25 protein-coding genes and 1 tRNA gene are annotated in these 23,477 nt (G+C 75.6%); 13 read left to right on the top strand and 13 right to left on the bottom strand.

What is annotated here, in order from left to right; all coding sequences use genetic code 11:
* The first annotated feature begins 5 nt into the window (after positions 1 to 5).
* The 3 genes from ABZ249_RS01695 to ABZ249_RS01705 all read left to right on the top strand — a co-directional run bounded on the left by ABZ249_RS01695 (position 6) and on the right by ABZ249_RS01705 (position 3,386).
* Positions 6 to 1,199, top strand: a complete 1,194-nt coding sequence (locus ABZ249_RS01695) for an FAD-dependent monooxygenase (RefSeq protein ID WP_355255790.1) — start codon at positions 6 to 8, stop codon at positions 1,197 to 1,199.
* 120 nt (positions 1,200 to 1,319) lie between these two features.
* A complete protein-coding gene (locus ABZ249_RS01700) occupies positions 1,320 to 2,132 on the top strand; it encodes a TetR/AcrR family transcriptional regulator (protein WP_355255793.1) in 813 nt (270 codons plus the stop codon).
* 36 nt (positions 2,133 to 2,168) lie between these two features.
* On the top strand, positions 2,169 to 3,386 hold the full coding sequence (locus ABZ249_RS01705) for an FAD-dependent oxidoreductase (protein WP_355255796.1): 1,218 nt from the start codon (positions 2,169 to 2,171) through the stop codon (positions 3,384 to 3,386).
* Here ABZ249_RS01705 and ABZ249_RS01710 read toward each other — a convergent pair.
* On the bottom strand, positions 3,334 to 4,299 hold the full coding sequence (locus ABZ249_RS01710) for an EamA family transporter (RefSeq protein ID WP_355255799.1): 966 nt from the start codon (positions 4,297 to 4,299) through the stop codon (positions 3,334 to 3,336). The genes ABZ249_RS01705 and ABZ249_RS01710 overlap by 53 nt on opposite strands.
* A 106-nt stretch (positions 4,300 to 4,405) precedes the next feature.
* Between ABZ249_RS01710 and ABZ249_RS01715 the strand changes: the two genes are divergently transcribed.
* On the top strand, positions 4,406 to 5,305 hold the full coding sequence (locus tag ABZ249_RS01715) for a LysR family transcriptional regulator (protein ID WP_355255802.1): 900 nt from the start codon (positions 4,406 to 4,408) through the stop codon (positions 5,303 to 5,305).
* 161 nt (positions 5,306 to 5,466) lie between these two features.
* On the opposite strand, the gene ABZ249_RS01720 is transcribed toward ABZ249_RS01715, so the two are convergent.
* The gene (locus ABZ249_RS01720) at positions 5,467 to 6,489 is read right to left on the bottom strand and encodes a glutathione S-transferase C-terminal domain-containing protein (RefSeq protein ID WP_355255805.1); all 1,023 of its coding nucleotides are present in this window, start codon (positions 6,487 to 6,489) and stop codon (positions 5,467 to 5,469) included.
* Between the two features lie 102 nt (positions 6,490 to 6,591).
* Here ABZ249_RS01720 and ABZ249_RS01725 point away from each other — a divergent pair, with 102 nt between their 5' ends.
* Positions 6,592 to 7,488, top strand: a complete 897-nt coding sequence (locus tag ABZ249_RS01725; RefSeq protein WP_355255808.1) for an AraC family transcriptional regulator — start codon at positions 6,592 to 6,594, stop codon at positions 7,486 to 7,488.
* Here the strand turns inward: ABZ249_RS01725 and ABZ249_RS01730 are convergent.
* On the bottom strand, positions 7,403 to 8,329 hold the full coding sequence (locus ABZ249_RS01730; protein WP_355255811.1) for an NAD(P)-dependent oxidoreductase: 927 nt from the start codon (positions 8,327 to 8,329) through the stop codon (positions 7,403 to 7,405). The two genes, ABZ249_RS01725 and ABZ249_RS01730, sit on opposite strands and share 86 nt — an antisense overlap.
* A 150-nt stretch (positions 8,330 to 8,479) precedes the next feature.
* Here ABZ249_RS01730 and ABZ249_RS01735 point away from each other — a divergent pair, with 150 nt between their 5' ends.
* Positions 8,480 to 9,037 carry a TOPRIM nucleotidyl transferase/hydrolase domain-containing protein gene (locus ABZ249_RS01735; RefSeq protein WP_355255814.1) on the top strand — a complete coding sequence of 186 codons (558 nt, stop codon included), beginning with the start codon at positions 8,480 to 8,482 and terminating at the stop codon, positions 9,035 to 9,037.
* Positions 9,038 to 9,057: 20 nt separating this feature from the next.
* On the opposite strand, the gene ABZ249_RS01740 is transcribed toward ABZ249_RS01735, so the two are convergent.
* Together ABZ249_RS01740 and ABZ249_RS01745 are read right to left on the bottom strand one after the other, a co-directional pair.
* Positions 9,058 to 10,155 (bottom strand): NAD(P)-binding domain-containing protein, encoded by a 1,098-nt coding sequence (locus ABZ249_RS01740; RefSeq protein WP_355255817.1) that lies wholly within the window; start codon positions 10,153 to 10,155, stop codon positions 9,058 to 9,060.
* A 330-nt stretch (positions 10,156 to 10,485) separates the two neighbouring features.
* Positions 10,486 to 10,857 carry a cupin domain-containing protein gene (locus ABZ249_RS01745; protein ID WP_355255820.1) on the bottom strand — a complete coding sequence of 124 codons (372 nt, stop codon included), beginning with the start codon at positions 10,855 to 10,857 and terminating at the stop codon, positions 10,486 to 10,488.
* 103 nt (positions 10,858 to 10,960) lie between these two features.
* Here ABZ249_RS01745 and ABZ249_RS01750 point away from each other — a divergent pair, with 103 nt between their 5' ends.
* Entirely contained in the window at positions 10,961 to 11,944 is a 984-nt protein-coding gene (locus ABZ249_RS01750) for a DUF5937 family protein (protein WP_355255823.1), read from the top strand.
* A 216-nt stretch (positions 11,945 to 12,160) separates the two neighbouring features.
* Complete coding sequence (locus tag ABZ249_RS01755; RefSeq protein ID WP_220562373.1) at positions 12,161 to 12,421, top strand: hypothetical protein; 261 nt, start codon at positions 12,161 to 12,163, stop codon at positions 12,419 to 12,421.
* A gap of 156 nt (positions 12,422 to 12,577) precedes the next feature.
* On the opposite strand, the gene ABZ249_RS01760 is transcribed toward ABZ249_RS01755, so the two are convergent.
* Complete coding sequence (locus tag ABZ249_RS01760) at positions 12,578 to 13,144, bottom strand: TetR family transcriptional regulator (RefSeq protein WP_355255826.1); 567 nt, start codon at positions 13,142 to 13,144, stop codon at positions 12,578 to 12,580.
* A 22-nt stretch (positions 13,145 to 13,166) separates the two neighbouring features.
* Positions 13,167 to 14,672, bottom strand: coding sequence for an MFS transporter (locus tag ABZ249_RS01765; RefSeq protein ID WP_355255829.1), 1,506 nt, complete (start codon positions 14,670 to 14,672; stop codon positions 13,167 to 13,169).
* Positions 14,673 to 14,811: 139 nt separating this feature from the next.
* Here ABZ249_RS01765 and ABZ249_RS01770 point away from each other — a divergent pair, with 139 nt between their 5' ends.
* Positions 14,812 to 15,333, top strand: coding sequence for an SRPBCC domain-containing protein (locus ABZ249_RS01770; RefSeq protein WP_355255832.1), 522 nt, complete (start codon positions 14,812 to 14,814; stop codon positions 15,331 to 15,333).
* Positions 15,334 to 15,345: 12 nt separating this feature from the next.
* On the opposite strand, the gene ABZ249_RS01775 is transcribed toward ABZ249_RS01770, so the two are convergent.
* The 3 genes from ABZ249_RS01775 to ABZ249_RS01785 form a co-directional block, all read right to left on the bottom strand.
* The gene (locus ABZ249_RS01775; RefSeq protein WP_355255835.1) at positions 15,346 to 16,131 is read right to left on the bottom strand and encodes a hypothetical protein; all 786 of its coding nucleotides are present in this window, start codon (positions 16,129 to 16,131) and stop codon (positions 15,346 to 15,348) included.
* A gap of 229 nt (positions 16,132 to 16,360) precedes the next feature.
* Complete coding sequence (locus ABZ249_RS01780; RefSeq protein ID WP_355255838.1) at positions 16,361 to 16,984, bottom strand: maleylpyruvate isomerase family mycothiol-dependent enzyme; 624 nt, start codon at positions 16,982 to 16,984, stop codon at positions 16,361 to 16,363.
* Positions 16,981 to 17,259: a DUF1905 domain-containing protein gene (locus ABZ249_RS01785; protein ID WP_220562381.1), complete on the bottom strand. Its 279-nt coding sequence runs from the start codon at positions 17,257 to 17,259 to the stop codon at positions 16,981 to 16,983. The genes ABZ249_RS01780 and ABZ249_RS01785 overlap by 4 nt, the downstream gene beginning before the upstream one ends.
* A gap of 95 nt (positions 17,260 to 17,354) precedes the next feature.
* On the opposite strand from ABZ249_RS01785, the gene ABZ249_RS01790 reads away from it, so the two are divergent.
* Positions 17,355 to 17,984, top strand: coding sequence for a TetR/AcrR family transcriptional regulator (locus ABZ249_RS01790; RefSeq protein WP_355255841.1), 630 nt, complete (start codon positions 17,355 to 17,357; stop codon positions 17,982 to 17,984).
* A 128-nt stretch (positions 17,985 to 18,112) separates the two neighbouring features.
* Positions 18,113 to 18,457 (top strand): DoxX family protein, encoded by a 345-nt coding sequence (locus tag ABZ249_RS01795; RefSeq protein WP_355255844.1) that lies wholly within the window; start codon positions 18,113 to 18,115, stop codon positions 18,455 to 18,457.
* On the opposite strand, the gene ABZ249_RS01800 is transcribed toward ABZ249_RS01795, so the two are convergent.
* A complete protein-coding gene (locus tag ABZ249_RS01800) occupies positions 18,442 to 19,668 on the bottom strand; it encodes an MFS transporter (protein WP_355255847.1) in 1,227 nt (408 codons plus the stop codon). The two genes, ABZ249_RS01795 and ABZ249_RS01800, sit on opposite strands and share 16 nt — an antisense overlap.
* A gap of 115 nt (positions 19,669 to 19,783) precedes the next feature.
* Here ABZ249_RS01800 and ABZ249_RS01805 point away from each other — a divergent pair, with 115 nt between their 5' ends.
* Entirely contained in the window at positions 19,784 to 20,698 is a 915-nt protein-coding gene (locus ABZ249_RS01805; RefSeq protein ID WP_355255850.1) for a LysR family transcriptional regulator, read from the top strand.
* Positions 20,699 to 20,931: 233 nt separating this feature from the next.
* Here the strand turns inward: ABZ249_RS01805 and ABZ249_RS01810 are convergent.
* Positions 20,932 to 21,005: transfer RNA gene (locus ABZ249_RS01810), tRNA-Pro, on the bottom strand.
* Between the two features lie 168 nt (positions 21,006 to 21,173).
* On the bottom strand, positions 21,174 to 21,794 hold the full coding sequence (locus tag ABZ249_RS01815; protein WP_355255853.1) for a TetR/AcrR family transcriptional regulator: 621 nt from the start codon (positions 21,792 to 21,794) through the stop codon (positions 21,174 to 21,176).
* Positions 21,795 to 21,887: 93 nt separating this feature from the next.
* Between ABZ249_RS01815 and ABZ249_RS01820 the strand changes: the two genes are divergently transcribed.
* Positions 21,888 to 23,420: an MFS transporter gene (locus ABZ249_RS01820; protein WP_355255856.1), complete on the top strand. Its 1,533-nt coding sequence runs from the start codon at positions 21,888 to 21,890 to the stop codon at positions 23,418 to 23,420.
* The last annotated feature ends 57 nt before the right edge of the window (positions 23,421 to 23,477 follow it).

Genomic DNA, 23,477 nt, shown 5'->3' on the forward strand with positions numbered 1-23,477 from the left:
GCGCCATGGCGACCGTGCTCGTCTCCGGCGCGGGGATCGCCGGCCCCGTCCTGGCCCACCGCCTCGTCCGGCTGGGGCACCGGCCCGTGCTCGTGGAGCGCGCGCCCGCGGGCGGCGGGGGCTTCGGGGTCGACCTGTTCGAGCCCGCCGTGGAGATCGCGACGCGCATGGGCCTCATCGACCGGATCCGCGAGGCCTCCACCGGCAACACCCGCATCCGCCTGGAGCGGCCCGGGCGCCGTCCGGTCGACGTCGACATGGGCGCCCTGGCGGAGGTCGCCACCGACGACCGGCACGTGGAGGTGCTGCGCGGCGACCTGGCCCGCATCCTGCACGAGGCCGTCCGCGACGACGTCGAGTACCTGTCCGGGGACTCCGTCGCCTCCCTGCACGACGACGGGGACGGGGTCGACGTGGCCTTCGAGCGCGCCGCCCCGCGCCGGTTCGACCTGGTGGTGGGCGCCGACGGGCTGCACTCGGCCGTCCGGCGCCTGGCCTTCGGCCCCGAGGAGCGGTACCGCAGGTTCCTGGGCGGGCACATCGCCGTGTTCGACCTGCCCGAACCGCGGGAGGCCGACGGCCGGGTGGTGCTCTACCAGTCCGTGGACCGGACGGCCGCGGTCTTCCCGGTGCCGGGCACCGGCCGGGCCCGCGGCGCGCTGCTGTCGCGGGACGCGCGGGAGTACGACGGGCACCACCGGGACCTGGACGCCCAGCGGCGGTTCCTGCGGGAGGCGTTCGCCGGGGAGGGCTGGAGGGTGCCCGAACTGCTGGAGGCCGCCGACCGGGATGGGAGCCTGTACTTCGACTCCATCAGCCGGATCGCCATGGACTCCTGGACGCGCGGCCGGGTGGCGCTGGTCGGCGACGCCGGGTACTGCCCGGGCGCCGCGGTCGGCGGCGGCACCACCCTGGCGGTGGTGGGCGCCTACACGCTCGCCCACCACCTCGGGGAGGACCCGCGGACCGGCCCCGCCGCGTACGAGTCGGCCCTGGCCTCCTACGTGCGGCGGGTGGGCGGGGTGGGGACGGCGTCGATGGACACGCTCATCCCGCGCTCCCGGCTCGGGGTGACGCTGCGGTCGGCGGCGCTGCGGGCCCTGCCGCGGCTGCCCCGGCCGCTGCTGCGCCGTGCGGCGAACTCGGACTCGCGGGCCGCCCGGGTGCTGTCGTCGGTCGCACTGCCGCCCGCCGCCTGAGCCGGCGGACGGGCGGCGGCCCGGACCGCACACGGCTGCTCTTTCTCCTCATTCTCCTCAGTGGTCACTCCGTCACCGACCCTCTTGCCTGAGACTCGATTACGGGTTACCTTTATCTTGATGTCAGATACCGAACACCCCAAGGTTCCGGACGATCTGGTGGGCGCGGCGATCCGCGCCGCCGAGCGGACGGGAAAGGACGTGGCCGACGTGCCTCTCATCGAGATAGCCCAGGAGGCGGGGGTCTCCCGCAGCACCCTCCTGCGCCGCCTCGGGGGCAGGCGCGGGGCCCTGGACACGGCGGTCCGCGAGGCGGGCGTCGACCCGGGCGGGCGCCCTCCCGTCCGGGAGCGGGCCGTCGAGGCGGGGGCGCGCCTCCTGGGCGAGACGGGCCTGGCGGCCACCACCCTGGAGGCCGTCGCGGCCGCCGCCGACTGCTCGGTGCACAGCGTGTACGCCGCCTTCGGGTCGCGCGACGCCCTGCTGGCCGCGGTCTTCGAGCGGTACGGCCCGCTGACCGAGCTGGAGCGGCACCTCGCCGACCCGGGCGAGGACCTGGCGGCCGCCGTCCTGGGCGTCCACCGGGCGCTGGCCCGGGCGTTCACCGACGAGCCCCGGGTGATGCCCGCGCTGCTGGCCGACGTGTTCGCCCGGCCCGGCGGCCCCGCCCGGAACCTCCTGACGAGCCGGTTCTTCCCGCGCATGCTGGCCGCCCTGGGCGGCTGGCTGCACCGGGAGATCGACGCCGGGCGGCTGCGGGACCTCCCGGTGCCCCTGCTGGCCCAGCAGCTCGTCGGCCCCGCCGTCATCCACTTCGCCCTGCGCCCCGCCCTGGCCGGGGTGCCCGGCATCGACTTCCCCGACGTGGAGGAGACCTGCGCCGTCCTCGGCGACGCCTTCCTCCGAGCGGCGGCGACCGACCCGCCGCGCTGAACCAGGGGCGACGGAGCCCCGGAACAGGAGTCCCCGATGACCGAGAAGACGACCTGCCTGATCGCCGGCGGCGGCCCCGCCGGGATGGTGCTCGGCCTGCTGCTCGCCCGCGCGGGCGTGGCGGTGACCGTGCTGGAGAAGCACGACGACTTCCTGCGCGACTTCCGGGGCGACACCGTCCACCCCTCGACCGTGCGCCTGCTCGACGAGCTCGGCCTGGGCGAGGAGTTCGCCGCCCTGCCGCAGAGCCCGCTGGACCGGGTCGCCTTCCCCCTCGGCGGGGACAGGATCGTGACCATCGCGGACTTCCGCCGCCTGCCCCACCCCTACCGGAGCGTCGCCATAGTGCCCCAGTGGGACCTGTTGAACCTGCTGGCCGGGGCCGCGAACGAGGAGCCCTCCTTCACCCTGCGGATGGGCACCGAGGCCACCGGGCTGGTCCGCGAGGGCGGCCGCGTCGTCGGCGCCCGGTACCGGGGCCCCGGCGGCGAGGGGGAGATCCGCGCCGACCTCACCGTGGGCTGCGACGGCCGCTGGTCGCTGGTCCGCCGCGAGGCGGGGCTGGTCCCCGCGGAGTTCCCGGTGGGCATCGACGCCTGGTGGTTCCGGCTGCCCGGCTCGCCGGAGGACGCCATGGCGCTCACCCCCCGGGCCGGACGGGGCCGGTTCCTCATCGTCATCCCCCGCGAGGGGTACCTCCAGGTCGCCTACATCGGCCGCAAGGGCACCGACCCCGACCTGCGCGCCCGGGGCGTGGAGGCGTTCCGCGCCGACGTCGCCGAACTGCTCCCGGAGCTGGCCGACCGGGTGGACTCCATCGGGTCCATGGACGACGTCAAGCACCTGGACATCCGGCTGAACCGGCTGCACCGCTGGCACGCCGAGGGCGTGCTGTGCATCGGCGACGCCGCGCACGCCATGTCCCCGCTGGGCGGGGTCGGCATCAACCTCGCCGTGCAGGACGCGGTGGCCGCGGCGACCCTGCTGGCCGAACCGCTCCGGAGGGGGACCGCCGACAGGCGCGCCCTGGCGCGGGTGCGCGCGCGCAGGCTGGCGCCGACCGCCGTCGTCCAGCGCCTCCAGCGGACCATGGAGAAGATCCTGGTCGAGCCGATCCTCCAGGGCCGCAGGATGGGGCCGCCCGCACCGGTGCTCTGGGTGCTGGAGCACCTGCCGTTCATGACCGCGGTGCCCGCCCGCCTCATCGGTCTGGGGCTGCGCTCGGAACACGCCCCGGAGTTCGCCCGCCGCTGACGCCCTCCTCCGGACCGTTCCCCCGTTCCTCCCCCGGGTCCCGGCCCCCGGCCCGGGAGCGCCCGCCGCCCAGGGCGGTGAGCGCGACCCCGCCCACCAGCAGCACCGCGGCCAGCAGGTTGAGCGGTGTGACCTCCTCCCCCAGGAACACCCACGCCGAGAGCATCCCGAACACCGGCACGAGCAGCGTGAACGGGGCGACCGCCGAGGCGTCGTGCTCGCGCAGCAGGAACCCCCACACGCCGAACCCGAACACGGTCGCCACCCAGGCGATGAACAGCAGTGCGCCGATCCCGGTGAGGTCGAGGCCGCGCAGCGCGGCCAGGCCCGCCTCCGGCCCCTCCACGAGCAGGGACAGCGCGAACAGCGGCAGCGGCGGGACCAGGCTCACCCACACCATCCAGGACAGGGTGTCGGGCGGGGCCGCCTTACGGGTGGCCACGTTGGCCAGGCCCCAGAACGCGGCCGCCGCGATGATCATCGAGAACGCCGCCAGCGGCCCCGATCCGCCCTGGGCCCAGGCCGCGACACCGATCCCGCCCAGCGCCACGACCATGCCCGCATAGCGCAGCGGGCGCAGCCGCTCGCCCAGGAACACCACCGCGAAGACCGCAGTGAACACCGCCTGGACCTGGAGCACCAGCGATGTGAGCCCGGCGGGCATGCCCAGGTGCATGCCGGTGAAGACCAGCCCGAACTTGGCCACCCCCAGGGTCAGCCCGACCACGAGGATCCACCCCAGGGCGACCCGGGGCCGCTTGACGAGGAAGACCGCGGGCACGGCCGCGACGAGGAAGCGCAGGGCGGTGAAGAGCAGGGGCGGGAAGTGGTCGAGGCCGACCTCGATCACGACGAAGTTGACACCCCAGACGGCCGCGACGAGCACGGCCAGGAACAGGTGGAAGGGACGCATGGGTCCGATCATGGCCGCCCGGCGGATTAAGCACCAGCGAAGATTCCTACACCGTCGGATTCACGTCTGCTACATAATGGTGGTGTCCTCCCGGAAGGAGCGCCCCGTGCTCGACCTCTCCCGGCTGCGCGCCCTGCACGCCGTCCACGTCCACGGATCGGTGGCGGCCGCCGCCAAGGCCCTGGGCTACACCCCGTCGGCGGTCTCCCAGCAGGTCGGCAAGCTCGAACGCGAAACCGGCACCCCGCTGCTGGAGCGGCGCGGGCGCGGCGTGGTGCTCACCGACGCCGCCGCGATGCTCGTGGGCACCGCCGGGCGGGTGCTGGCGCTGGTCGAGGAGGCCGAGGTGTCCCTGGAGGAGCGGCGCGGCCGCCCGCACGGGCGGCTGACCGTCGCGTCCTTCGCCACGGCCGCGCGCGGGCTGCTGCCGGGGGTGCTCGCCGAGCTGGCCGCCGCCCACCCCGCGCTGGACGTGCGGCTGTTCGAGGAGGATCCGCACGCCACCCCGCACATGGTCGCCCAGGGCACCGTGGACCTGGCCGTGGTGCACGACTGGGACATCGCCCCGATGAGCGTCCCCGAGGGGGTGGCGCGGGAGCGCATCGGCGAGGACCGCTGCGACGTCCTGCTGCCGCCCGACCACCCCCTCACCGTCCGGGACTCCCTGACCCGCGCCGACGTGGCCGGGGAGCGGTGGATCTGCCAGCCCCCGGGGACGGTGTGCCACGACTGGCTGACCCGCACGGTGCGCTCCACCGGCACCGAGCCCGACATCGCCCACTACGTGGCCGAGTACCAGACGCAGCTGGCGCTGGTGGCCGCCGGCCTGGGCGTCGCCGTGGTCCCGCGCCTGGGCCGGGGGCCGCTGCCCGCCGACGTGGCGGTGCGGCCGGTGGACCCGGCACCGGTGCGGGGCCTGGCGGTGCTGTGGCGCGAGGGCGCGTCCCGCCGGCCGGCGATCACCGAGGCCGTGCGGGTGCTGCGCGAGCACGCCGCCCGTCTCTAGACCGTGTCCTCGCGGCCCTCCGCCGCGTGGCGGGAGGTCCCCGGCGGGCGGCCGACGGCCGCGGCACCGCCACCCTGCGCGGCGCCCTCGGGGGACGGGGGCCTTCGGCCCCGACGGCGCCTCGCGGACCCCGGCGGCACGGCGGGCGCTCGGGGCGGCGCTCAGTCGGCGATGGCGGGGACGCGCTCGCCCTCCGGGACCGGGCCGGGCGCGGTGCCCTCCCCGAACGGCGACCCGCCCAGCGCCTCGCGCCCGTGCGGGGCGAGCCACCCCTGCGGGTCGGGCCCGGCGGCGACGACCCGCGTCGGATTGATGCCGGTGTGCACCCAGTAGTAGTGGACCCGGATGTGGTCGAAGTGGGTGGTGTCGCCGAACCCGGGGGTCTGGAACAGGTCGCGGGCGTACGCCCACAGCGCCGGGTACTCGATGAGCTTGGCGATGTTGCACTTGAAGTGCCCGTGGTACACGGCGTCGAAGCGCACCAGGGTGGTGAACAGCCGGATGTCGGCCATCGTCAGGGTCTCCCCCACCAGGTAGCGGCGGGAGGACAGGCGCGCCTCCAGGTCGTCCAGGCGGGCGAACACCCCGGCCACGGCGCGGTCGTAGTGCTCCTGGTCGGGGGCGAACCCGGCCCGGTACACCCCGTTGTTGAGGTCGCGGTAGACCTCCGCGCCGACCGCCTCGATCTCCTCGCGCAGCGGTTCCGGGTACAGGTCGGGGGCGCCCTCGCGGGTGAGCGGCCCCCATTCGGTGGCCATGTCCAGGCAGAGCCGGTCGTAGTCGTTGGTGGCCAGGTGGCCGGTGGCGGTGTCGACCAGGCCGGGCACGCTCACCCCGCCGGTGTAGCCGGGGTCGCGGGCCAGGTAGGCCTCGCGCAGGGCGTGGATGCCCAGCACCGGGTCCACGCCGCCCGGGCTGCCGGTCTCCTCGGTGAACACCCAGTGCGGGTCGCCGTCGATGACCTCCTGCCTGGGGTCGGTGACGGCGAGGGAGACCGCGTCCTCCAGGCCCATGAGGCGGCGGACGATGACGGTCCGGTGCGCCCACGGGCAGGCCCGGTTGACCACCAGCCGGTAGCGCCCGGGCTCGGCGGCGCGGCCGAACCGGCCGTCCGCGGTGACCCGGTCGGCGAAGGCCGCCGGATCGCGTGTGATCTCCTCCGTGGGGACTTCGTTGGCCCGCATCCCGCTTCTCCTCCCGGCGACGGCACTGCCGGTCGCATCGTATCCCCGCGGCGGCGGCGCGTCCGGTACCGGACGGAGGGCCTGGGCTACCGTGGTCCTCCCATGGACGACACGACCCCGGAACCGGTCGGGCCCCTGGCGGGCGCCCGGGGCGGCAGGCTGCGCTACGGGCGCGGCGCCCCGGGGATCGAGCGGCTGGCGGTGTCGTTCTCCTCCGGGGGCTTCGCCCCGCACCGGCACGACGTGTACGCGGTCGGCGTCACCCTGGCCGGAGTCCAGGGGTTCGGCTACCGCGGCGGGCGCCACCACTGCCTGCCCGGGCAGGCCCACGTGCTGCACCCGGACGAGGAGCACGACGGGGCGGCCGGGACCGAGGAGGGGTTCGGCTACCGGATCGTCCACATCGACCCCGCGCTGGTCCAGCGGGCGCTGGGCGGGGTGCCGCTGCCGTTCGTGGCCGACCCCGTGGTGCCCGCCGAGCGGGTGCCCCGCGCCCTGCTGCGGTGGCTGGGCACCATGGACGACCCTTTGGACGGCCTGGCCGGGGCGGAGCTGGCCGCGTCCCTGGCCGACCTGCTCCTGGCCTGGTCGGGGCGGTCCGCCCAGGCCCGGCCCCGGGGCGGTCCCCTGCCGCTGGCGGCGCTGGAGCGGGCGCGCGGGCTCATCGCCGACGACCCGGCCGCCGCGCACTCCGCCGAGGAGCTGGAGCGGGCCTGCGGACTGGACCGGTGGACGGTCGCGCGGCGGTTCCGCGAGGCGTTCGGCACCAGCCCCACCCGGTTCCGCGCCATGCGGCGGCTGGACCGGGCCCGGCGGCTGATCGCCTCGGGCGTCCCCCTGTCCGCGGCGGCGGTGGAGGCCGGGTTCGCCGACCAGAGCCACCTCACCCGCGTCTTCAAGGGCGCCTACGGGCTCACCCCCGGCCGCTGGGCGGCAGCGCTGGAGCGGGCGCCCGCTCCGGAGCGGGGCCGGGGTCGGCCGCCCGCAGCGCCTCGATGACGGCGGCCATGTCCCGGCCGCCGTGGCCGGAGCGGTCGGCGTCGGCGAACGCGCGCAGGCACGCCTCCATCAGCGGCGCCGCCGCACCCGCCGCGCGGGCGGCCTCCACGACCAGGCGGCTGTTCTTGAACACGTCGGTGACCGCCGCCTGCGGCGCGAAGTCCCCGGAGACGAGCTTGTCCGCCTTGGCCCGGGAAACGGCGCTGGCCATGGGCCCGGCGTCCAGGACACGGGCCAGCAGGCCCGGGTCCAGCCCCTGGCGCTCGGCGAAGTGGAACGCCTCGGCCAGCCCGGTGACCAGGGTGATGAGGAAGGTGTTCACCGCGAGCTTGAGGGTCAGGGCGGCGGGCACCGGCCCGCACACGACCTGGTCGGCGCACAGCGGCGCGATGATCCGGGCGGCCTCCGCCACCGGCTCCGGGTCGCCCGCGAGCATCGCCACCAGGGTCCCCTCCTCGGCCGGCCCGCGCGAGCCCGAGACCGGGGCCTCCACGTAGCGGCCGCCCGCGGCCTCGATGTCCGCCCCCAGGGAGCGGGAGGCCGCCGGGGCGATCGTGCCCATGTGGACGACCGTGCGCCCGGCGACGCCGACGGCCACCTCCCCCTCCGCCGTGCGGCCCAGCACGGCGTCGGCGGCCGCCTCGTCGGAGAGCATGAGGATCACCGCGGAGCAGGAGTCGAACACCTCGGCCGGGTTCGCGGCGATCCGCGCGCCCGCGCGTTCCAGGGGCCCGCACCGGTGCGGGGACCGGTTCCACACCACGAGGTCGGTGCCCGCCCGCAGCAGCCGCAGCGCCATGGGGGTCCCCATGATCCCCAGTCCGACGAAACCGATCGCCATGTCCTCGTCTCCTCCCGGGAGGGTGCCGTCCGGGCGCCGCCCGGCGCCCCGCACGTATCGGAGCACCGCGGGGCCGAGCGCGTCTTGAACGATCGTGCGGCGGCGAAAACGGCGTGCGGCCACCGGTCCGCGGACCGTAGTGTGACGCCCGTGGAAGGGCTGAACGGCTTGGGCACCGCGATCCTCGTCGAGGGCGAGAGCGATCGCGCCGCCCTGCTGGCCCTGGCCCCGGGGCGCGGACTGGACCCGCGGCTCCTGGGCGCGGCGATCGTGCCGATGGGCGGGGCCACCAACGTCGGCCGCTTCGTGGCCCGGCTGGGGCCGCGGGGCGCCGGGCTGCGCCTGGTGGGGCTGTGCGACGCCGCCGAGGAGCGGCACTTCGCGCGGGCGTTCGCCGGGGCGGGACTGGGCCGGGACTTCCACGTGTGCGTGGACGACCTGGAGGACGAGCTGATCCGCGCGCTGGGCGTGGCCGGGGTGGAACAGGTGATCGCCGGCCAGGGCAGGGAGCGCTCCCTGCGGATCTACCGCAGGCAGCCCGCGCACCGGGGCCGGCCGGCCGACCGGCAGCTGCACGGGTTCATGAGCAACAACAAGGAGCAGTACGCCCGGGCGATGGCACGGGCCCTGGCCCCCGAGCGGGTGCCGGGGCCGCTGGCGGCGGTCCTGGCCGCGCTGGAGGCGGCGGCCGGGGAGGCCTCCGCCTGAACGGGGCGGGCCCGGTCGGCTCAGGCGGCGGCCGGTGCGCCGCGCAGGTACTCCACCACCTGGCGGGCGACGGTCCGCCCGGCCCGGTTGGCGCCGATGGTGCTGGCCTGCGGCCCGTACCCGGCCAGGAACACGCGCGGGTCGCGCACCGAGCGGCCCTGCTCCACCCTCACCCCTCCCCCGGGTTCGCGCAGCCCCAGGGGGGCCAGGTGGGTGAGCTCGGCGCGGAAGCCCGTGGCCCAGATGATCGCGTCCACGGGCTCGAAGGTCCCGTCGGCCCAGCGCAGCCCGTCGGGCTCCACGGCGGCGAACATGGGGCGGGCGACCAGGAGCCCGCGCTCGACGGCGGCCAGGTTGCGCGGGGTGGCGGGCAGGCCCGTGCCGCTGGAGATGCTGGGCAGCGGCCGCCCCGCGCGGGCGGCCTCGTCCGCCCGGCGCACCGCGGCGACCCCGGCCCCGGGGTCGTCGGTGAACCGCACCGGGCGGCGGGTGACCCAGACCGTCGAGGCGGCCACCCCCTCCAGTTCGTGCAGGAAGCCGGTGGCGGAGGTGCCCCCGCCCACCACGGCCACGCGCAGGCCCGCGAAGTCCCGCGCGGACCGGTACTGCGGCGTGGACACCTGCACGCCCCGGAAGTCCGCGGCGCCCGCGAAGTAGGGGCGGAAGGGCCGAGCCCAGGTGCCGCTGGCGTTGACCAGCGCCCGGGTGAGCAGGGCTCCCCGGTCGGTCTCCACCCGCAGGCGGCCGTCGCCGGCCTCGCGGACCGCCGTGACCTCGACCGGGCGGCGCACCCGCAGGTCGAAGGCGCGTTCGTAGCGGTCGTAGTACTCACGGACGACGTCGCGGGCCGGGCGGTCGCCGTCGGCGGTGGCGAAGCTCAGCCCGATCTCCCGCATGCCCGGCAGGTCGTCGACCTTGTGGGCGTCGTCCAGGCGCAGCGCCTCCCAGCGGAACTGCCAGGCCCCGCCGGGGGCGGGCCCCCGGTCCAGGACCACCGCGTCGGTGCCCGGTACCAGGCCCAGGCGGCGCAGGTGCCAGGCCGCCGACAGGCCGGCCTGGCCCGCGCCCACCACGACCGCCTCGGCCTCCTGCGGTCCTCCCGGTGCTCCGCCCGTCATGGCGTCCCCCTTAGCGTCGTCGCCGTCCATGGGCAACAACGCGCGGCGGAGTTTCTTCCCGGTGCTGCGCCGGGGCTCGGACGGCCGTGGCGGAGGCCTCTCTGACCAGGCTCCGGGTCGCCACCGTGCGCAGGAAGCCGGTGTCCGGCACCCACCCCGCCCCCGGCCGCGACGGCGGACTCCGAGCGGCGCGCGTCCTCCGTGTCCTGGGCCCGGTCCTGTCGGCCGCCGGTCCGGTGCCCGCCGCCTCCCCGGGCGCCCCGGCCACCGGCGAGCGGCCCGGGCGGGTCCTGCGCCGGGCCGCCTGGGGCGCCGGTCCCGGAGGGCGGGTCACAGTTCGTCCTTGAACTCCTGGATCATGGTGTCGGAGGCGTGCACGCACATGATGCGCAGGCGTCCGGTGCCGGAGTTGACGAACCCGTGCCACACGTGGGGGCCGACCACCGCGGTGTCCCCGGCCCGGGCCACCAGTCGCTCCTCGCCGATGGTGATGGTGGCCTCGCCCTCCAGGACGGTCCAGGTCTCGCTGTAGGGGTGGCGGTGCAGGCCGGGGCCCTGGCCGGGCTCGTTGTCGACGAGGAAGAAGCTGATCCCGGAGCCGTACCTGCGGCCCTCGAAGAGCAGGGTGCGGCGGGCCTCGCCGATGACGATCTCGTCGAACGGGATGGCGCGGGGGGCCGCGGTGTTCGCGGTGGTGTCCATGGTTTCCTCTTCTCCTGTGGGGCCTCCGAGCGGTTCGCGTCCCCGCCGTCCGGCCGATGTCCCCACTCTGGCGGGCGAGCCCGGGAGGCTCTACTGTTTCGACATGGATCGAAAGAGCGCCCGGTTCCACATCGGCGCCGACGACGTGTCGGCCATCCGGTTCGGGGTGTCCCCGGGCCACGAGCTGGCGCACGCCGTGCGCATCCTGCTGAACCCGCAGCGGCACCCGCTCCAGTGGGGGTGGCTGCGGTCGGTGCGGGCGTCGGTGCCGGCCGCGGCCCTGGACCGGCTGACCGCGGTGATCCGCCGGGAGGGGTACTTCCCGGACTTCCTCACCGCGGCGCCGAGCTGGGACATGACCCCCGAGGAGGAGATCGAGCGGCTGCGCGCGGTGCCGATGGACGCGGTCCGCTTCGACCTGGGCAAGGTGCTGGTGCGTTCGGAGGGGCGCGCCAGGGACCTGGTGGCGGGCATGATCGAGCACCCGCGGCGGACCCGGGACATGATCGCCGACGCCTGGGAGCAGGTGTGGGAGGCGACGATGGCCCCGCACTGGCCGCAGATCCGCCGGCTGATGGGCGCGGACATCGACCTGCGGATGCGGCGGATGGGCGCCGGCGGGGTGGGCGCGATGGTGGCGACCCTGCACGAGACGGTGCACTGGCATCGCAACACCATCGAGGTGTCGCTGCGCATGCACGACGAGGACGTGCGGTGCGAGGGCAGCGGGGTGGTGCTCGCCCCGTCGGTGATGGGCACCGCCCGGTGCGCGGTGCTCACCGAACCGCCGGTCCAGCCCTCCCTGTTCTATCCGGTGGACGGGCTGGCCGAGACCTGGATCCACGGCCCCGCCGCCGAGGAGGCGCTGACGGAGCTGCTGGGCGCGGGCCGGGCCCGGGTGCTGGCCTGCCTGGACGGGCCCCGGACCACCTCGGAGGTGGGCGACGCCTGCGGGATGGCGGTCTCCACGGCCTCCCACCACCTGGGGGTGCTGCGCCGCTCCCGGCTGGTCCACGCCCGCCGGGAGGGGAACCGGGTGCTGCACACCCGCACCCCGATGGGCGAGACCCTCCTGGGCCGCGGCTGACCGGGCGCTCCGCCGCCCCGGCCGCCCCGACAGAACACGATAAAAAACCAGAATTCGTATATATGAATTCGCTTGACCATTGCTTTACCCCCGCTTTCCCCCGGCTTTAGACCCGTGGAATTTATGATCATCTCGATCCGGATGAGCGCGATCGCGCACCCGCTCCATCGGGTTCCTTTCCGGTCACCCTTTACGGGACAAAAGAAGAGGTGGTTCGTGAAGTTCGCCAAGACGCTCGCCGTCGCCGCCATGACGACCGTCGTCACCCTCGGTCTCGCCTCCCCCGCCGCGGCGGTCGAACCGACCCCGCAGTGCGAGCACAACGGCAACGTTCCTCCCTGCTGGGAGTACTACTCCTGGTACTGGACCTACTCCGCCTGCCACGAAGAGGGGCGCAAGCAGGTGCAGAGCAGCCGCTACTCGGACTACCTCTGCGACGGCGGGGCCACCGTCTACCTGTGGCTGCGCCGCGTCTGATCCCGGCCCGAACGAGAAGGGGCCCCGCCGGAATTCCGGCGGGGCCCCCGCATATCCGGACAACACGGGGTTCGAAAAACAGCACCCGCCCGGAACGGGAAAAGGGATTCCGAAAACGGCACCCCGCGCCGCCCGGAACGGTTTCGGGCCGGGCGGTCACCGGCCTCCGGTGAGGGCGTGGCTCAGGACCGCGTGCAGGTGGTCGACGTCGGCCTCGGCGCCCCCCAGCAGCAGGGAGGCGCACAGCCCGTCGGAGGCGGCGACCAGGGCCTCGACGGCGGCCGGGTCGTCGGTGCGGGCGCGGGCCAGCCCGGCGACCTCCTCCCGCCACCGCCGGGCCAGCGGGCGCAGCGCGGGGCGCCGCGCCGCCAGGGTGGACAGTTCGCGTTCGGCGAGCGCGCGCTCGCGCCCGGGGCCCGCGGACTCCGCGAGGAGCTCGGCCAGTCCCCGCAGGGTGTCCCCGCCGGCGGCGGTGACGGCCCGGATCCTCGCGGTGTAGTGGTCGGCGACGGTCGACAGCGCCGCCACGAGGAGGTCGTCGAGCGTGGCGAAGTAGTAGGTGGTCAGACTGGCGGTCACCCCGGCCTCGCGGGCGACGGTGCGGTGGGTGACGCCCGCGGCGCCGTCGCGGTGCACGACCCGCAGGGTCGCGTCGATGATCTCGGCCCGGCGGCGCTCCCCCCTGATCCTGCGCCCGTCGGTGACCGCCGTCGTCTCGCCCATGGTGCCTCCCTCACCGCCCAGGCTAGTGGCCGCCGCCCGTTCCGGCCCCGATGGGGCGGACGTGCCGCAGGGCGACGGCGCAGACCACGGCGAGCACGGCGACGACCGGTCCGGTCGCCAGGGCCGCGAGGTTGAGCCCGGCGACGAACGCGTCGACGGCGTCCCGGACGGTGGCCTCGGGCAGCCGGTGGGCCACCGACCGCACGCCCGACAGACCCTCGCCGACCCGCGCGGCCACGGCGGCGGGCGCGTCGTCCGGAGGGGCGACCCTGGAGCGGTGGACGGCGGTGGACAGCCCGCCCAGCAGCACCACGCCGACCGCCAGCCCCAGTTCCTGCACGGTTTCGGACACCGCCGCCGCCGAACCCGCCCTGTCCGCGGGCGCCGCGCCCACGACGATGTCGGTCCCCAGGGCCGCGATGGACCCGAGCCCGAGGTAGACCAGGGTGAACCCGGCGACCACGCAGACCCGCTCCTCCGGGCCGGCGGCGGCCAGCAGCGCGTACCCGGCCAGCGAGGCGCCGAGCGTCGCGGCCATGACGGTGCCGGGGCGGATCCGCCGGGCGGCCAGCGGGGCGCCGACCGCGGCGGCGAGCATCGCCAGCGCGGGCGGTCCCATCCACAGCCCCGCCTCGGTGGCGGAGAGCCCTTCGACCAGCTGCAGGTACTGGGTGACCAGGAACATGACCCCGCCGACGCCGACCAGCCCGACCAGCAGCACGAGCAGGGCGGCGGAGAAGGCGCGGTCGGCGAACAGGGACACGTCCAGCAGCGGCTCCGGAGAGCGGAGCTGGCGGCGGACGAACAGCACCGAGCAGACCGCGCCCAGCAGGGCGGCGCCGAGGGTCCACGGGTCGGGCCCGTCGGCGGCCAGGTGCTTGACGGCGTAGACCAGCGGCAGCAGCGCCCCCAGCGACAGCGCCACGCCGGGCAGGTCGAAGCCGCCCCGGCCGGGGTCCCGGTGCTCCGGCAGCAGGAACGGGGCGGCGGCCGCGACGACCGCGGCGACGGGGACCGCGAGCAGGAACACCGACCCCCAGGGGAAGTGCGCCAGCAGGGCGCCGCCGACCACCGGGCCCGCGGCCATCCCCAGCGCGAACATGGTGGCCCAGATCCCGATGGCCAGGGCGCGGTGCCGGGGGTCGGGGAACAGCGTCCCCACCAGCGCGAGGGTGGAGGGCATGAGCGTGGCCCCCGCGACGCCCAGCAGCGCCCGGGCGGCGATCAGCCACTCCGCGGTGGGGGCGAACGCCGCGAGGACCGAGAAGAGGCCGAAGGCGACGACGCCCACGGACAGCAGCCGGCGGCGGCCGATCCGGTCCCCCAGGCTCCCCATGGTGATGAGGAACCCGGCGATGAGGAGCCCGTAGGCGTCCATGATCCACAGGGTCTGCGCGGCCGTGGGCTCCAGGTCCGCCGCCAGGCTCGGCAGGACGAGGTAGAGCACCGTGACGTCCAGGCCGAGCAGCACCGTCGGCAGTGACAGCAGCGCGAGACCGGCCCAGGCGCGCGCTCCGGGGCGTTCCACGGGTGTCTCCCTTCTCTCGAGAAAGTTGAACGAGAGTACAAGTTGTACCATCGTTCAATTTTTTGGGGAAGGGGCGGCCCCGGGCGGGGAACGTGAGCGGAACCGGAATCAGGGCGGGCGGGCGGCGGTTGGCAGCGGTATGACCGAGACCTCCCCCGTACTGCACGGCACCTTCACCGTGCCCTTCACGCTGGCCGCCACTCCCGGCCGGGTGTTCGCCGGATTCTCCGACGAGCCGCTGCGCCGCCGGTGGTTCCGCATGCCGGGACCGTCGGCGACGGCCCGCCACCGGCTGGACTTCCGGACCGGCGGCACCGAGGAGGCCGGGAGCGTCTTCCCCGGCACGGAGGGGCCGGAGGAGCTGGAGTACCGGTCCCGGTTCCTGGACATCGCGCCCGACCGGCGCATCGTGTACGGGTACGAGGCCCGGGTGAACGGGGTGACCCGGTGGACCTCCCAGGTGATCCTGGAGTTCGCGCCCGAGACCGGGGGGACCCTGCTGACCTGGACCGAGCAGTACGCCTTCCTGGTGCTGACCGGGGACGGGTCCCAGGACGTCGCCCACCTGAAGGGCGCCACCCGGCTGCGCCTCAACGGGCTGGCCTCCGTCGTGGAGGACCGCCCGGCCCCGGGGCGCCCGCTCAGCCGCCCCCGCCGGTAGCCCCCGGGCGGGTCACCGGTCGCCGGTCCACGCCTCCCCCCGCCATCCGTCGTCCGGGTACTCCTCCCCCTGCCAGCGGCCGTCCGACCAGTGCTCGTCCGGGGGCGCTCCGCCCGGCCGGCGCCCCGCCGACCCGGTGGACTCCGGCCGCTCCCCCCGCGGGTCCTCCCCGGGCCGGGGACGCCGCGGCCGGGGCAGGGCGACGGCCAGCAGGGAGGCGCCGGCCAGGAACCACACCGACGGCCACAGCAGGCCCAGCGCCTGTTCGGCCCGCATCGACGGCATGGTCCCCCGGGGGTCGCGGGCCACCTCCATGACCTGCCCGGGCTCCGCGTCGGGCCGGGTCGCGGTCGTTCGCGAGGTCGTCAGGGTGCCGCCGCAGTCCCACTCGACCGTGAAGTTCCCCGTACCCGTGACGGGGTCCTCCTCCCACACCCGGCCCGGTCCCCTTGCGGAGCGCCCGGCGATGGCCTCGCCGCCGACGTACGTCACCGTGCACGTCTCGACCACGGCGACCGTGCGGTAGGCCAGTCCGCGCCCCAGGAACTGGACTGCGCCGAGCAGGACCGCGACGGCCACGAGGCCGAGGATCAGAGGGGTCCAGCCGGCGGAATCCCGCACGACCGCGAAGAGGACCAGCACGACCCCGACGATCCAGGCGACCACGAGGACGAACACACCGGCGGCGTTCGGCGCCCATCCGTAATGGAGGTACGAGGCGCCCAGGAGCACCGTTACCGCGATGGGCGCCGCCAAGGCCGCGAGGAGCCACCGCGATCCCTCGACTTCGTCCCGCATGCGCCCACTATCCCGTTCCCGTCGTACGGTTCGCGGGTGGGACGGCCTTCCGAAGGAGGCGGTTCCGCCACGGCCGCGGGGTTCCCCGGCGGCGGGGCCGCCCGGGCCGTGCGGTTCCGGACGGGCGCGGGCGCACCGGCGGCGGAACCGGAGGTCGGGGCGGGGACGGGGCTCCGGGAGGGGCCTTCGCGAGGGTGTGGCCGGAACCGGCCGCGTGGCCCGCGGGGCCTCAGAGCCGGGCGCGGAGGGCGTCCGCGCCGGGGCCGCCCAGCCCCTCCAGCGCCGCCCCGCGGCCCGAGAGGGCCAGGAGCAGGTCCAGCGCCGTACCGGAGACGACCGGGCCGTCGCCCAGTTCGGGCCCTCCGTCGGCGGCGGCGAGCCGCAGTCCGGCGGCCCTCTCCCGGCCTCCGCCATAGGCCGCCGGTGTGCGGGCCTGGAGCCGGAGGGCGCGCTCCACCGCCTCCGGCGGGTACGCGCGGACGATCCCCAGGGGGCGCCGGATGTCCTCGCCGTGGACGACCTCCTCCACGAGCCGCGTGTCCAGGGGCGCCGGAGGCGCCGTCGTCCGCGGCGCGACCTCCCGCAGCCGCTCCAGGGTGTCGGCGGGGCCGTTCCCGCGCTCGCGGGCGACACCGGCCCCGTTGAGCCGGTCGAAGTCCAGCCGCGCCCGCAGCATGCCCAGGACGAAGCCGACGCGCGTGGTCCGCGCGGAGTCGACCAGGTGCGCCGCCACGTCGTGGACGGTCCAGCCGTCGCAGAGCGAGGGCGTCCCCCACCGGTCCGGCGACAGCCCGGCCAGGTCCTCGACGAGGGCGCGGCGTTCGGCGTGCACGAGCGCCCAGACCCCGTTCACGGCGCGACCGCCGCGACGCTCACCCGGACGCGGTCGCCCGCCTCCTTGCCCAGCGCCTTGCGCGTCGCCGCCTTGACCGAGCCCATGTGGCCGCCGTTCCCGGTGGGCATGAGCGTGATCTGCACGGGCACCTCGTCGAGGGTGCCGTGGACCCGCACCGGCCGCCGGGTGCCGAAGAAGGCCGCGGAGCCGGGCACGTCGAAGACGGTCCAGGAGCCGGCCTCCGGGCCGGTGCGCAGTTCGGCCTCGAAGACGAGAGGTGTGTCGGCGGACATGGCGGCCCCACTTTCTGGACTGATGAGTCTTACTTCTCTGAGATTAGACTGCCGAGTATGATTTCTGCAAGAGAAGAAGCGTGAGGAGTGAGCGCGTGCGCCCCAGTTCGGTCCAGAAACGGGAGGCCGCCCTCGCGGCGGCCGAGCGCCAGTTCCTGGCCACCGGGTACGAGTCGGTGACCATGGACTCGATCGCGAGCGAGTCCGGTATCGCGAAGCAAACGCTGTACAGCCACTTCGGCAGCAAGCGGGCGCTGTTCCTCGAACTGGTCACCGCCAAGACGGTGGCGGCGAGCGAGCACGTGCTCGCCGAGCCGCCGCGGCCGGCGCCCGGATCCGACCCGCGCGCGGTGCTCGGCGAGGTGCTCCGCGCCCAGCTGGCGACGGTGCTGGACCCGGCGATCCTGGGCCTGCGGCGGCTGGTGATCGGCGAGGCGACCCGGTCCCCGGAGCTGGCCGCCGCGCTGTACGAGCACGGCCCCCGCCGGGCGATCGCCTCGCTCGCAGCGACCCTGCGCGCCCTCGACGGCCTCGCGATCCTGGACGTGCCCGACCCCGGGCTCGCCGCGACCCACCTGAACTGGCTGGTCATGGGCGAGCCGGTCAACCGCGCCATGCTGTTGGGCGACGGGGCCGCGCGCCTGGACGAGGACGAGGTCGAGCGGCACGTCCAGGCGGCCCTGGACACCTTCCTGCCGAGCGTGCTGCCGGGGCGGGAGCGGTAGCCCGCCCCGGGCGGAGCACGGGGGCGCCGCCCGGGGCGGTCCCCGGGTCCGGGCGGCGCGGTGTCACATCAGGGGGACGCGGTCCGTCCCAGGGGTGTAAACGACCCCGAACGGTCCGGAGCCGAACGATGTCCTTTCTCCACCTCGCCGCCGTCCTGCCCGCGGCGCTCCTCTGCGCCGCCGCGGCGGTCGCGAACCTCACCGGCCACCGCTACCCGCGCGAAGAGGCGGACCGGCTGGGTGTGCCCCGCACGTGGATCCCGGTGCTGGGGACACTGCTCGGCGCGGGAGCGCTGGGGCTGCTGGCCGGCCTGGCCGTACCCGCCGTGGGGCTGGCCGCCGCGGCGGGGCTCGTCCTGTACTTCATCGGCGCCCTCGTCGCCCACCTGCGCGTCGGGGACCTCCGCCTCGGCGCCTGGGCGCTGTTCTCCGTCCTGTCCGCGGCGGCCCTGACCGCCTACCTGCTGTTCTGATCCCGGGCCCCCGGCCGCCCGCCCGCTCCGGCCCCCGCACCCAGGGCCCCGACGGCGAGGGCGGCCAGGGCGAGCCCCGCCGCGCCCCACAGCAGCGGGGCGGTCCCCGCGGTGTCGACGACGGCTCCCCCTGCGAAGGCGCCCAGAGCGATGGAGGCGGTGAAGACCCCGGCGTACAGGCCGGTGACGTGTTCGACGCGGTCCGGCGCCGCCGCGGTCATCCAGAGCTGCCCGGCCACGGAGAGCCCGCCGTAGGCCGCGCCCCACAGGGCGACCGCCGCCACCACCGCGGCGGCCGTCCCGGAGGCCGCCAGAACGGCGACGGCCGCGGCGATCCCCCCGGCCAGCAGCAGGACCGTCGGTCCGGGCCGACGCGCCGCGAGGGCCCCGGCGCCGAAGTTGCCGGCGAGCCCGAAGACCCCGTACAGCAGCAGGAGCACGGCGATCGCCCCCGCCGGGAACCCCGCCCGGTCCTCCAGGACCGGGCGGACGTAGGTGTAGGCGGCGAAGTGCGCGACGACCAGGAGTGCCACGGCGGCCAGGCCGGCGGCGACCGCCGGGCGGAGCAGGCGGCGGCGTTCGCCGCCGCCCTCCGCTCCGGCGGGCTCCGGGCGCCGCAGCCGGGGCAGCACGGCGGCCAGCCCGACGGCCAGCACGAACGCGAGGACGGCGAACACCGCGAACGCCGCCCGCCAGCCGGCGAGGCCGCCGACCAGGGTGCCCAGCGGCACGCCCAGGACGGAGGCCGCGGCCACCCCGCCGACGGTGACCGACACGGCCAGGGCGGCGTCGCGCGGCGAGACCAGGCGGACGGCGACCGCCGCCGCCAGGCCCCACACCGCCCCCATCCCGATCCCGAGGACGATCCGCGAGACGACGAGGAGTCCGAAGCCCCCGGCCAGGGCGGTCAGCAGGTTGCCCAGGCCCAGGACGACCATCGCCGCCGCGAGCACGGCGCGGCGGTCGAGGTCCCCCAACAGGCGGGGCACCACGGGCGCGACCGCCGCAGCGACCAGGCCGGTGACCGTCAGGCTGGTGCCCGCCGCCCCGGGGGACACCCCGAGGCCCTCCGCCATCGGGGTCAGCACCCCCACGGGCAGCATCTCGGACGTCACCACGGTGAACGTGGCCGATGCCAGGACGGCGACCGCGGCCCGGCCGCGGGGAGAGGTCCGCGCGTGATCGCGCGCGGGAGGAGAGAGTCGTTCCATGGGGTCCACCCCACCGCTCCGGAGCCCCGGGAACAACGGCGATCCGCTCAAGGATCGATGAGCTAGGCTCATCGATATGCCGGACACCCCTCCTTCGACGAACCGGGTCCCCCCGATGAACCAGGTGCACCTCCAGCAGGTCGAGTGCCTGGTCACCCTGGCCGAGGAGCTGCACTTCGGCCGGACCGCCGAGCGCCTGGGCTACTCCCAGTCCCGTGCCAGCCAGCTCATCGCCTCGCTGGAGGGGCGCGTCGGCGCGCGGCTGGTGGAGCGCACCAGCAGGCGGGTGGCGCTCACCCGCCTGGGTGCCGAGTTCGTCGAAGAGGTCCGCCCCGCCTACCGGGCACTGGCGGCCGCGTTCTCCCGGGCGCGCGAGAACGCCATGCGGGGAGCGCTGCGGGAACTGCGGATCGGCTTCACCGGCATGGTGTACGAGGAGGTCACCCGGACGTTCCGCGCCCTGCGGGAGGAGCACGGGGTCTCGGTGCACACCTGCGACCTGCCCCTGGGCACGCCCTTCGCGGCGGTGCTGGAGGGCGCGGTGGACGCCGTGATCGCCGAGCTCCCCGTCCACGAGCCGGAACTGACGGTCGGGTTCCTCTTCCCGCCCCAGGACCGGCTGCTCGCCCTGGCCGGTGACCACCCGTGGGCGGACCGGGAGGCGGTCCCGGTGGAGGACCTGGCCGGGTCCGACCTGCTGCACCGCGTCGGCGACGCCCCGGACTACTGGACGGCCGCCCACACCCCGCCGACCACGCCGGCGGGCCGCCCCATCCCCTCCACCCGGGGTGTCGCCACCCTCCAGGAGGGGCTCGCCCTGGTGGCCTCAGGGCACCACACCATGCTGGTCTGCCGCCCGCTGAGCGAGCACAGCACCCGCACGGACGTGCGGTTCCTCCCGGTCCGGGGGCTGGAGGGGGCGAGCCGCCTCGGACTGCTCTGGCGGACCGACCGCACCGTCCCCCCGCTCACCGTCCTGGCCCGGCTGCTGGCCGACGCCCACGGAGCGCCGCATCCCTCCCCCGCCTGACCCGCCCCCGCGAGCGCCGGACGGCGCGCCGGGGCGCTCCCCGGCGTGCCCCCCTGCACCGGGCACCCAGACCACGACACCTGGGAGGACGCCGCCGCCACCCACCTCCGCGGCGTCGTCTGGCCGCACCGCCCGAGGCGGTGCGGCCGCGGTCCCGGACGGCCGAGGGGGGCACCGGTGTGCTCCCCGGCACACGGAAAAGGGCGTTCACCTCGGTGAACGCCCTTCATCTGTCGGGACGGCGGGATTTGAACCCACGACCCCTTGACCCCCAGTCAAGTGCGCTGCCAAACTGCGCTACGTCCCGCCGGCGCCACCGCGGCGGCGCCAACAGGTAAGACTGTATCGCATGTTCGTACGGCTCCGAACCGCCGCCCCAGGGGTGTACGGGATCCGCGGACCGGCGGCCCGCCCCGCCCGTCGGCCGGGCGGACACCTCCGAGGAGTCGACGGGGCACGCCTCCGCGGCGGCCGGCTACCGGGGGTGCGCGCCCTCGGCGTGTCCGGCGGCCTTCGCCGCCAGGGCGTCGTAGTCCGATGCCAGGCCGCGGAGCAGCCCGGTGACGGCCCGACCGATCTCCCGGGCGTCCACCGGCGCGTGCCCGAACAGCAGCCGGTAGTGCACCAGCGATGCCAGGCCGTCCACTGTCAGCTCCAGGTCGGCGTCGGCGCGCAGGTCACCGCGCTCGCGCCCCTTCTCCAGGGTGGTGCGCACGGCCGCCCGGGGCGGGTCGAACAGAGTGTCCATGAACGTGCGGCGCAGTTCGGGGTCGGATGAGCAATCGGCCAGCAGGGGTCCGAAGAACTCCGGTCCCATACACCGGAAGGTCCGGGCGAACAGCGCCAGGGATTCATTGAGGTCGCACAGGGTGCAGCCGGTGTCGGGGGTCTCCACCCGCCCCAGACGGCGGCTGAGTTCGGCCAGCACCAGCCGCTGCCGGTCGGGCCAGCGCCGGTACACCGCGGCCTTGCTCACCCCGGCCCTGCGGGCGACGCGCTCCACGGCGAGTTCGCGGTAGCCCGACTCCTCCAGGAGGTCGGACACCGCACCGAGCACCGCCCGGTCGATCTGGGCGTCGCGTGGACGACCGCTCATTGACGTTCCCCTCCTTCAGTGCCTACCCTTTCATTTCGATTCGGTCCGTACCGTATCGTATTCACTCAGGACCTCCGAGAGCGAGGAACCCCCATGACCGCCGAGCCCCCGTCCCCTGTCGACCACCCGCCCGCCCGTGCCGGGCGGCGTGAGTGGGCGGGTCTGGCCCTGCTCACCCTCCCCCTGTTCGTGCTCGCCCTGGACGCGAGTGTGCTGTTCCTGGCCGCTCCGCACATCGGTGCCGACCTGGCCCCCGACGCGAACCAATGGCTTTGGATCATGGACGTCTACGGCTTCATGATCGCCGGGTTCCTCATCACCATGGGCGCTGTCGGCGACCGCATCGGGCGTCGCCGGCTGCTGCTCCTGGGCTCTGCCGCATTCGCGCTCGCCTCCCTGTGGGCTGCGCTGGCCGACTCCCCGATCGCCCTCATCGCCGCCCGTGCGGTGCTGGGCGTCGCCGGGGCCACCCTGATGCCGTCCACGCTCGCCCTCATCCGCACGATGTTCCGTGACGACCGCCAGCGCACCACCGCCGTCGCCGTATGGATGACGACCTTCTCGGTGGGTGTGGCCCTGGGTCCGCTCATCGGCGGGGCCCTGCTGGAGGTCCTCCCCTGGGGATCGGTCTTTCTGCTCGCCCTGCCGGCGATGGTGCCGGTGGTGCTGTTGGGGCGGATGCTGCTTCCCGAGAGCCGCGACCCCGCCCCTGCCCGGACCGACCTGCCGGGGGCCGCCCTGTCGGTGATCGCGATGATCTCCCTCGTGTACGGGCTCAAGGAGCTGGTCGCCCAAGGGCCCGAACCCGCGGGGGCGATCGCCCTGCTGCTGGGCCTGGCCGCCGGAACGGTGTTCGTGCGTCGGCTGCGCCGGGTGCCCGCCCCGCTGGTGGACCCGGCGCTGTTCGCCTCCAGGGCCCTGCGCACGGCCCTGGTCCTGCTCCTGCTCGGAGTTTTCAGCGCAACCGCGGTGAACTTCCTGGTGCCCTCGTTCCTACAGGCGTCCGCCGGCGCGGGACCGCTGGTGGCAGGCCTTCTGACGGCGCCCGTGGCGGTGGCGGCGATCGGCGGTTCGCTGGCCGCCCCCGCCATGGCGGGCCGCTGGGGACCGCTGCCGGTGATCGCGGGCGGCGCGGTGCTCTCCCTGGCGGGCCACCTGGTCCTGGCCCAGGCCGCGGCCGGTGGGCCGGTGTGGGCGCTGGTGGCCGGGGGCGCGCTGGCGGTGCTGGGCGTGAGCCCCACCACGGTGCTGGGCACCGACCTGGTGGTGTCCTCGGCCCCCGAGGAACGCGCGGGGTCGGCGGCCGCGCTCTCCGAGACCGGCGGCGAGCTGGGCGTCGCCCTGGGCATCGCGGTGATGGGCGGTCTGGCCTCGGCCGTGTACCGGTTCCGGGTGGAGTCCCTCCTGCCCGCGGAAGTGGACCCGGCGACGGCCGCGGCCGTCGCCGAGAACGCGGTGTCCGCCGAGCGGGCGGTGTCAGGCCTGCCCCCGGACACGGCCGGAGCGGTGCTCACCGCGGCCGGGGAGGCCTTCGCCTCGGGTGTCTCCGCCGCAGGCTACGCCTGTGCCGCCGTCGCCCTGCTGCTGGCGGGACTGGCGGTGCGCTCCGCCCGCACACGGCGGTGACCACCGCAGCGACGGACGCGCGCCGCCACCGGGCCGCGGTGATGATGGTCGGCGGTA

It is taken from the genome of Nocardiopsis sp. NPDC006139, assembly GCF_040614155.1.
GTDB classification, from domain to species: Bacteria; Actinomycetota; Actinomycetes; order Streptosporangiales; family Streptosporangiaceae; genus Nocardiopsis; species Nocardiopsis changdeensis.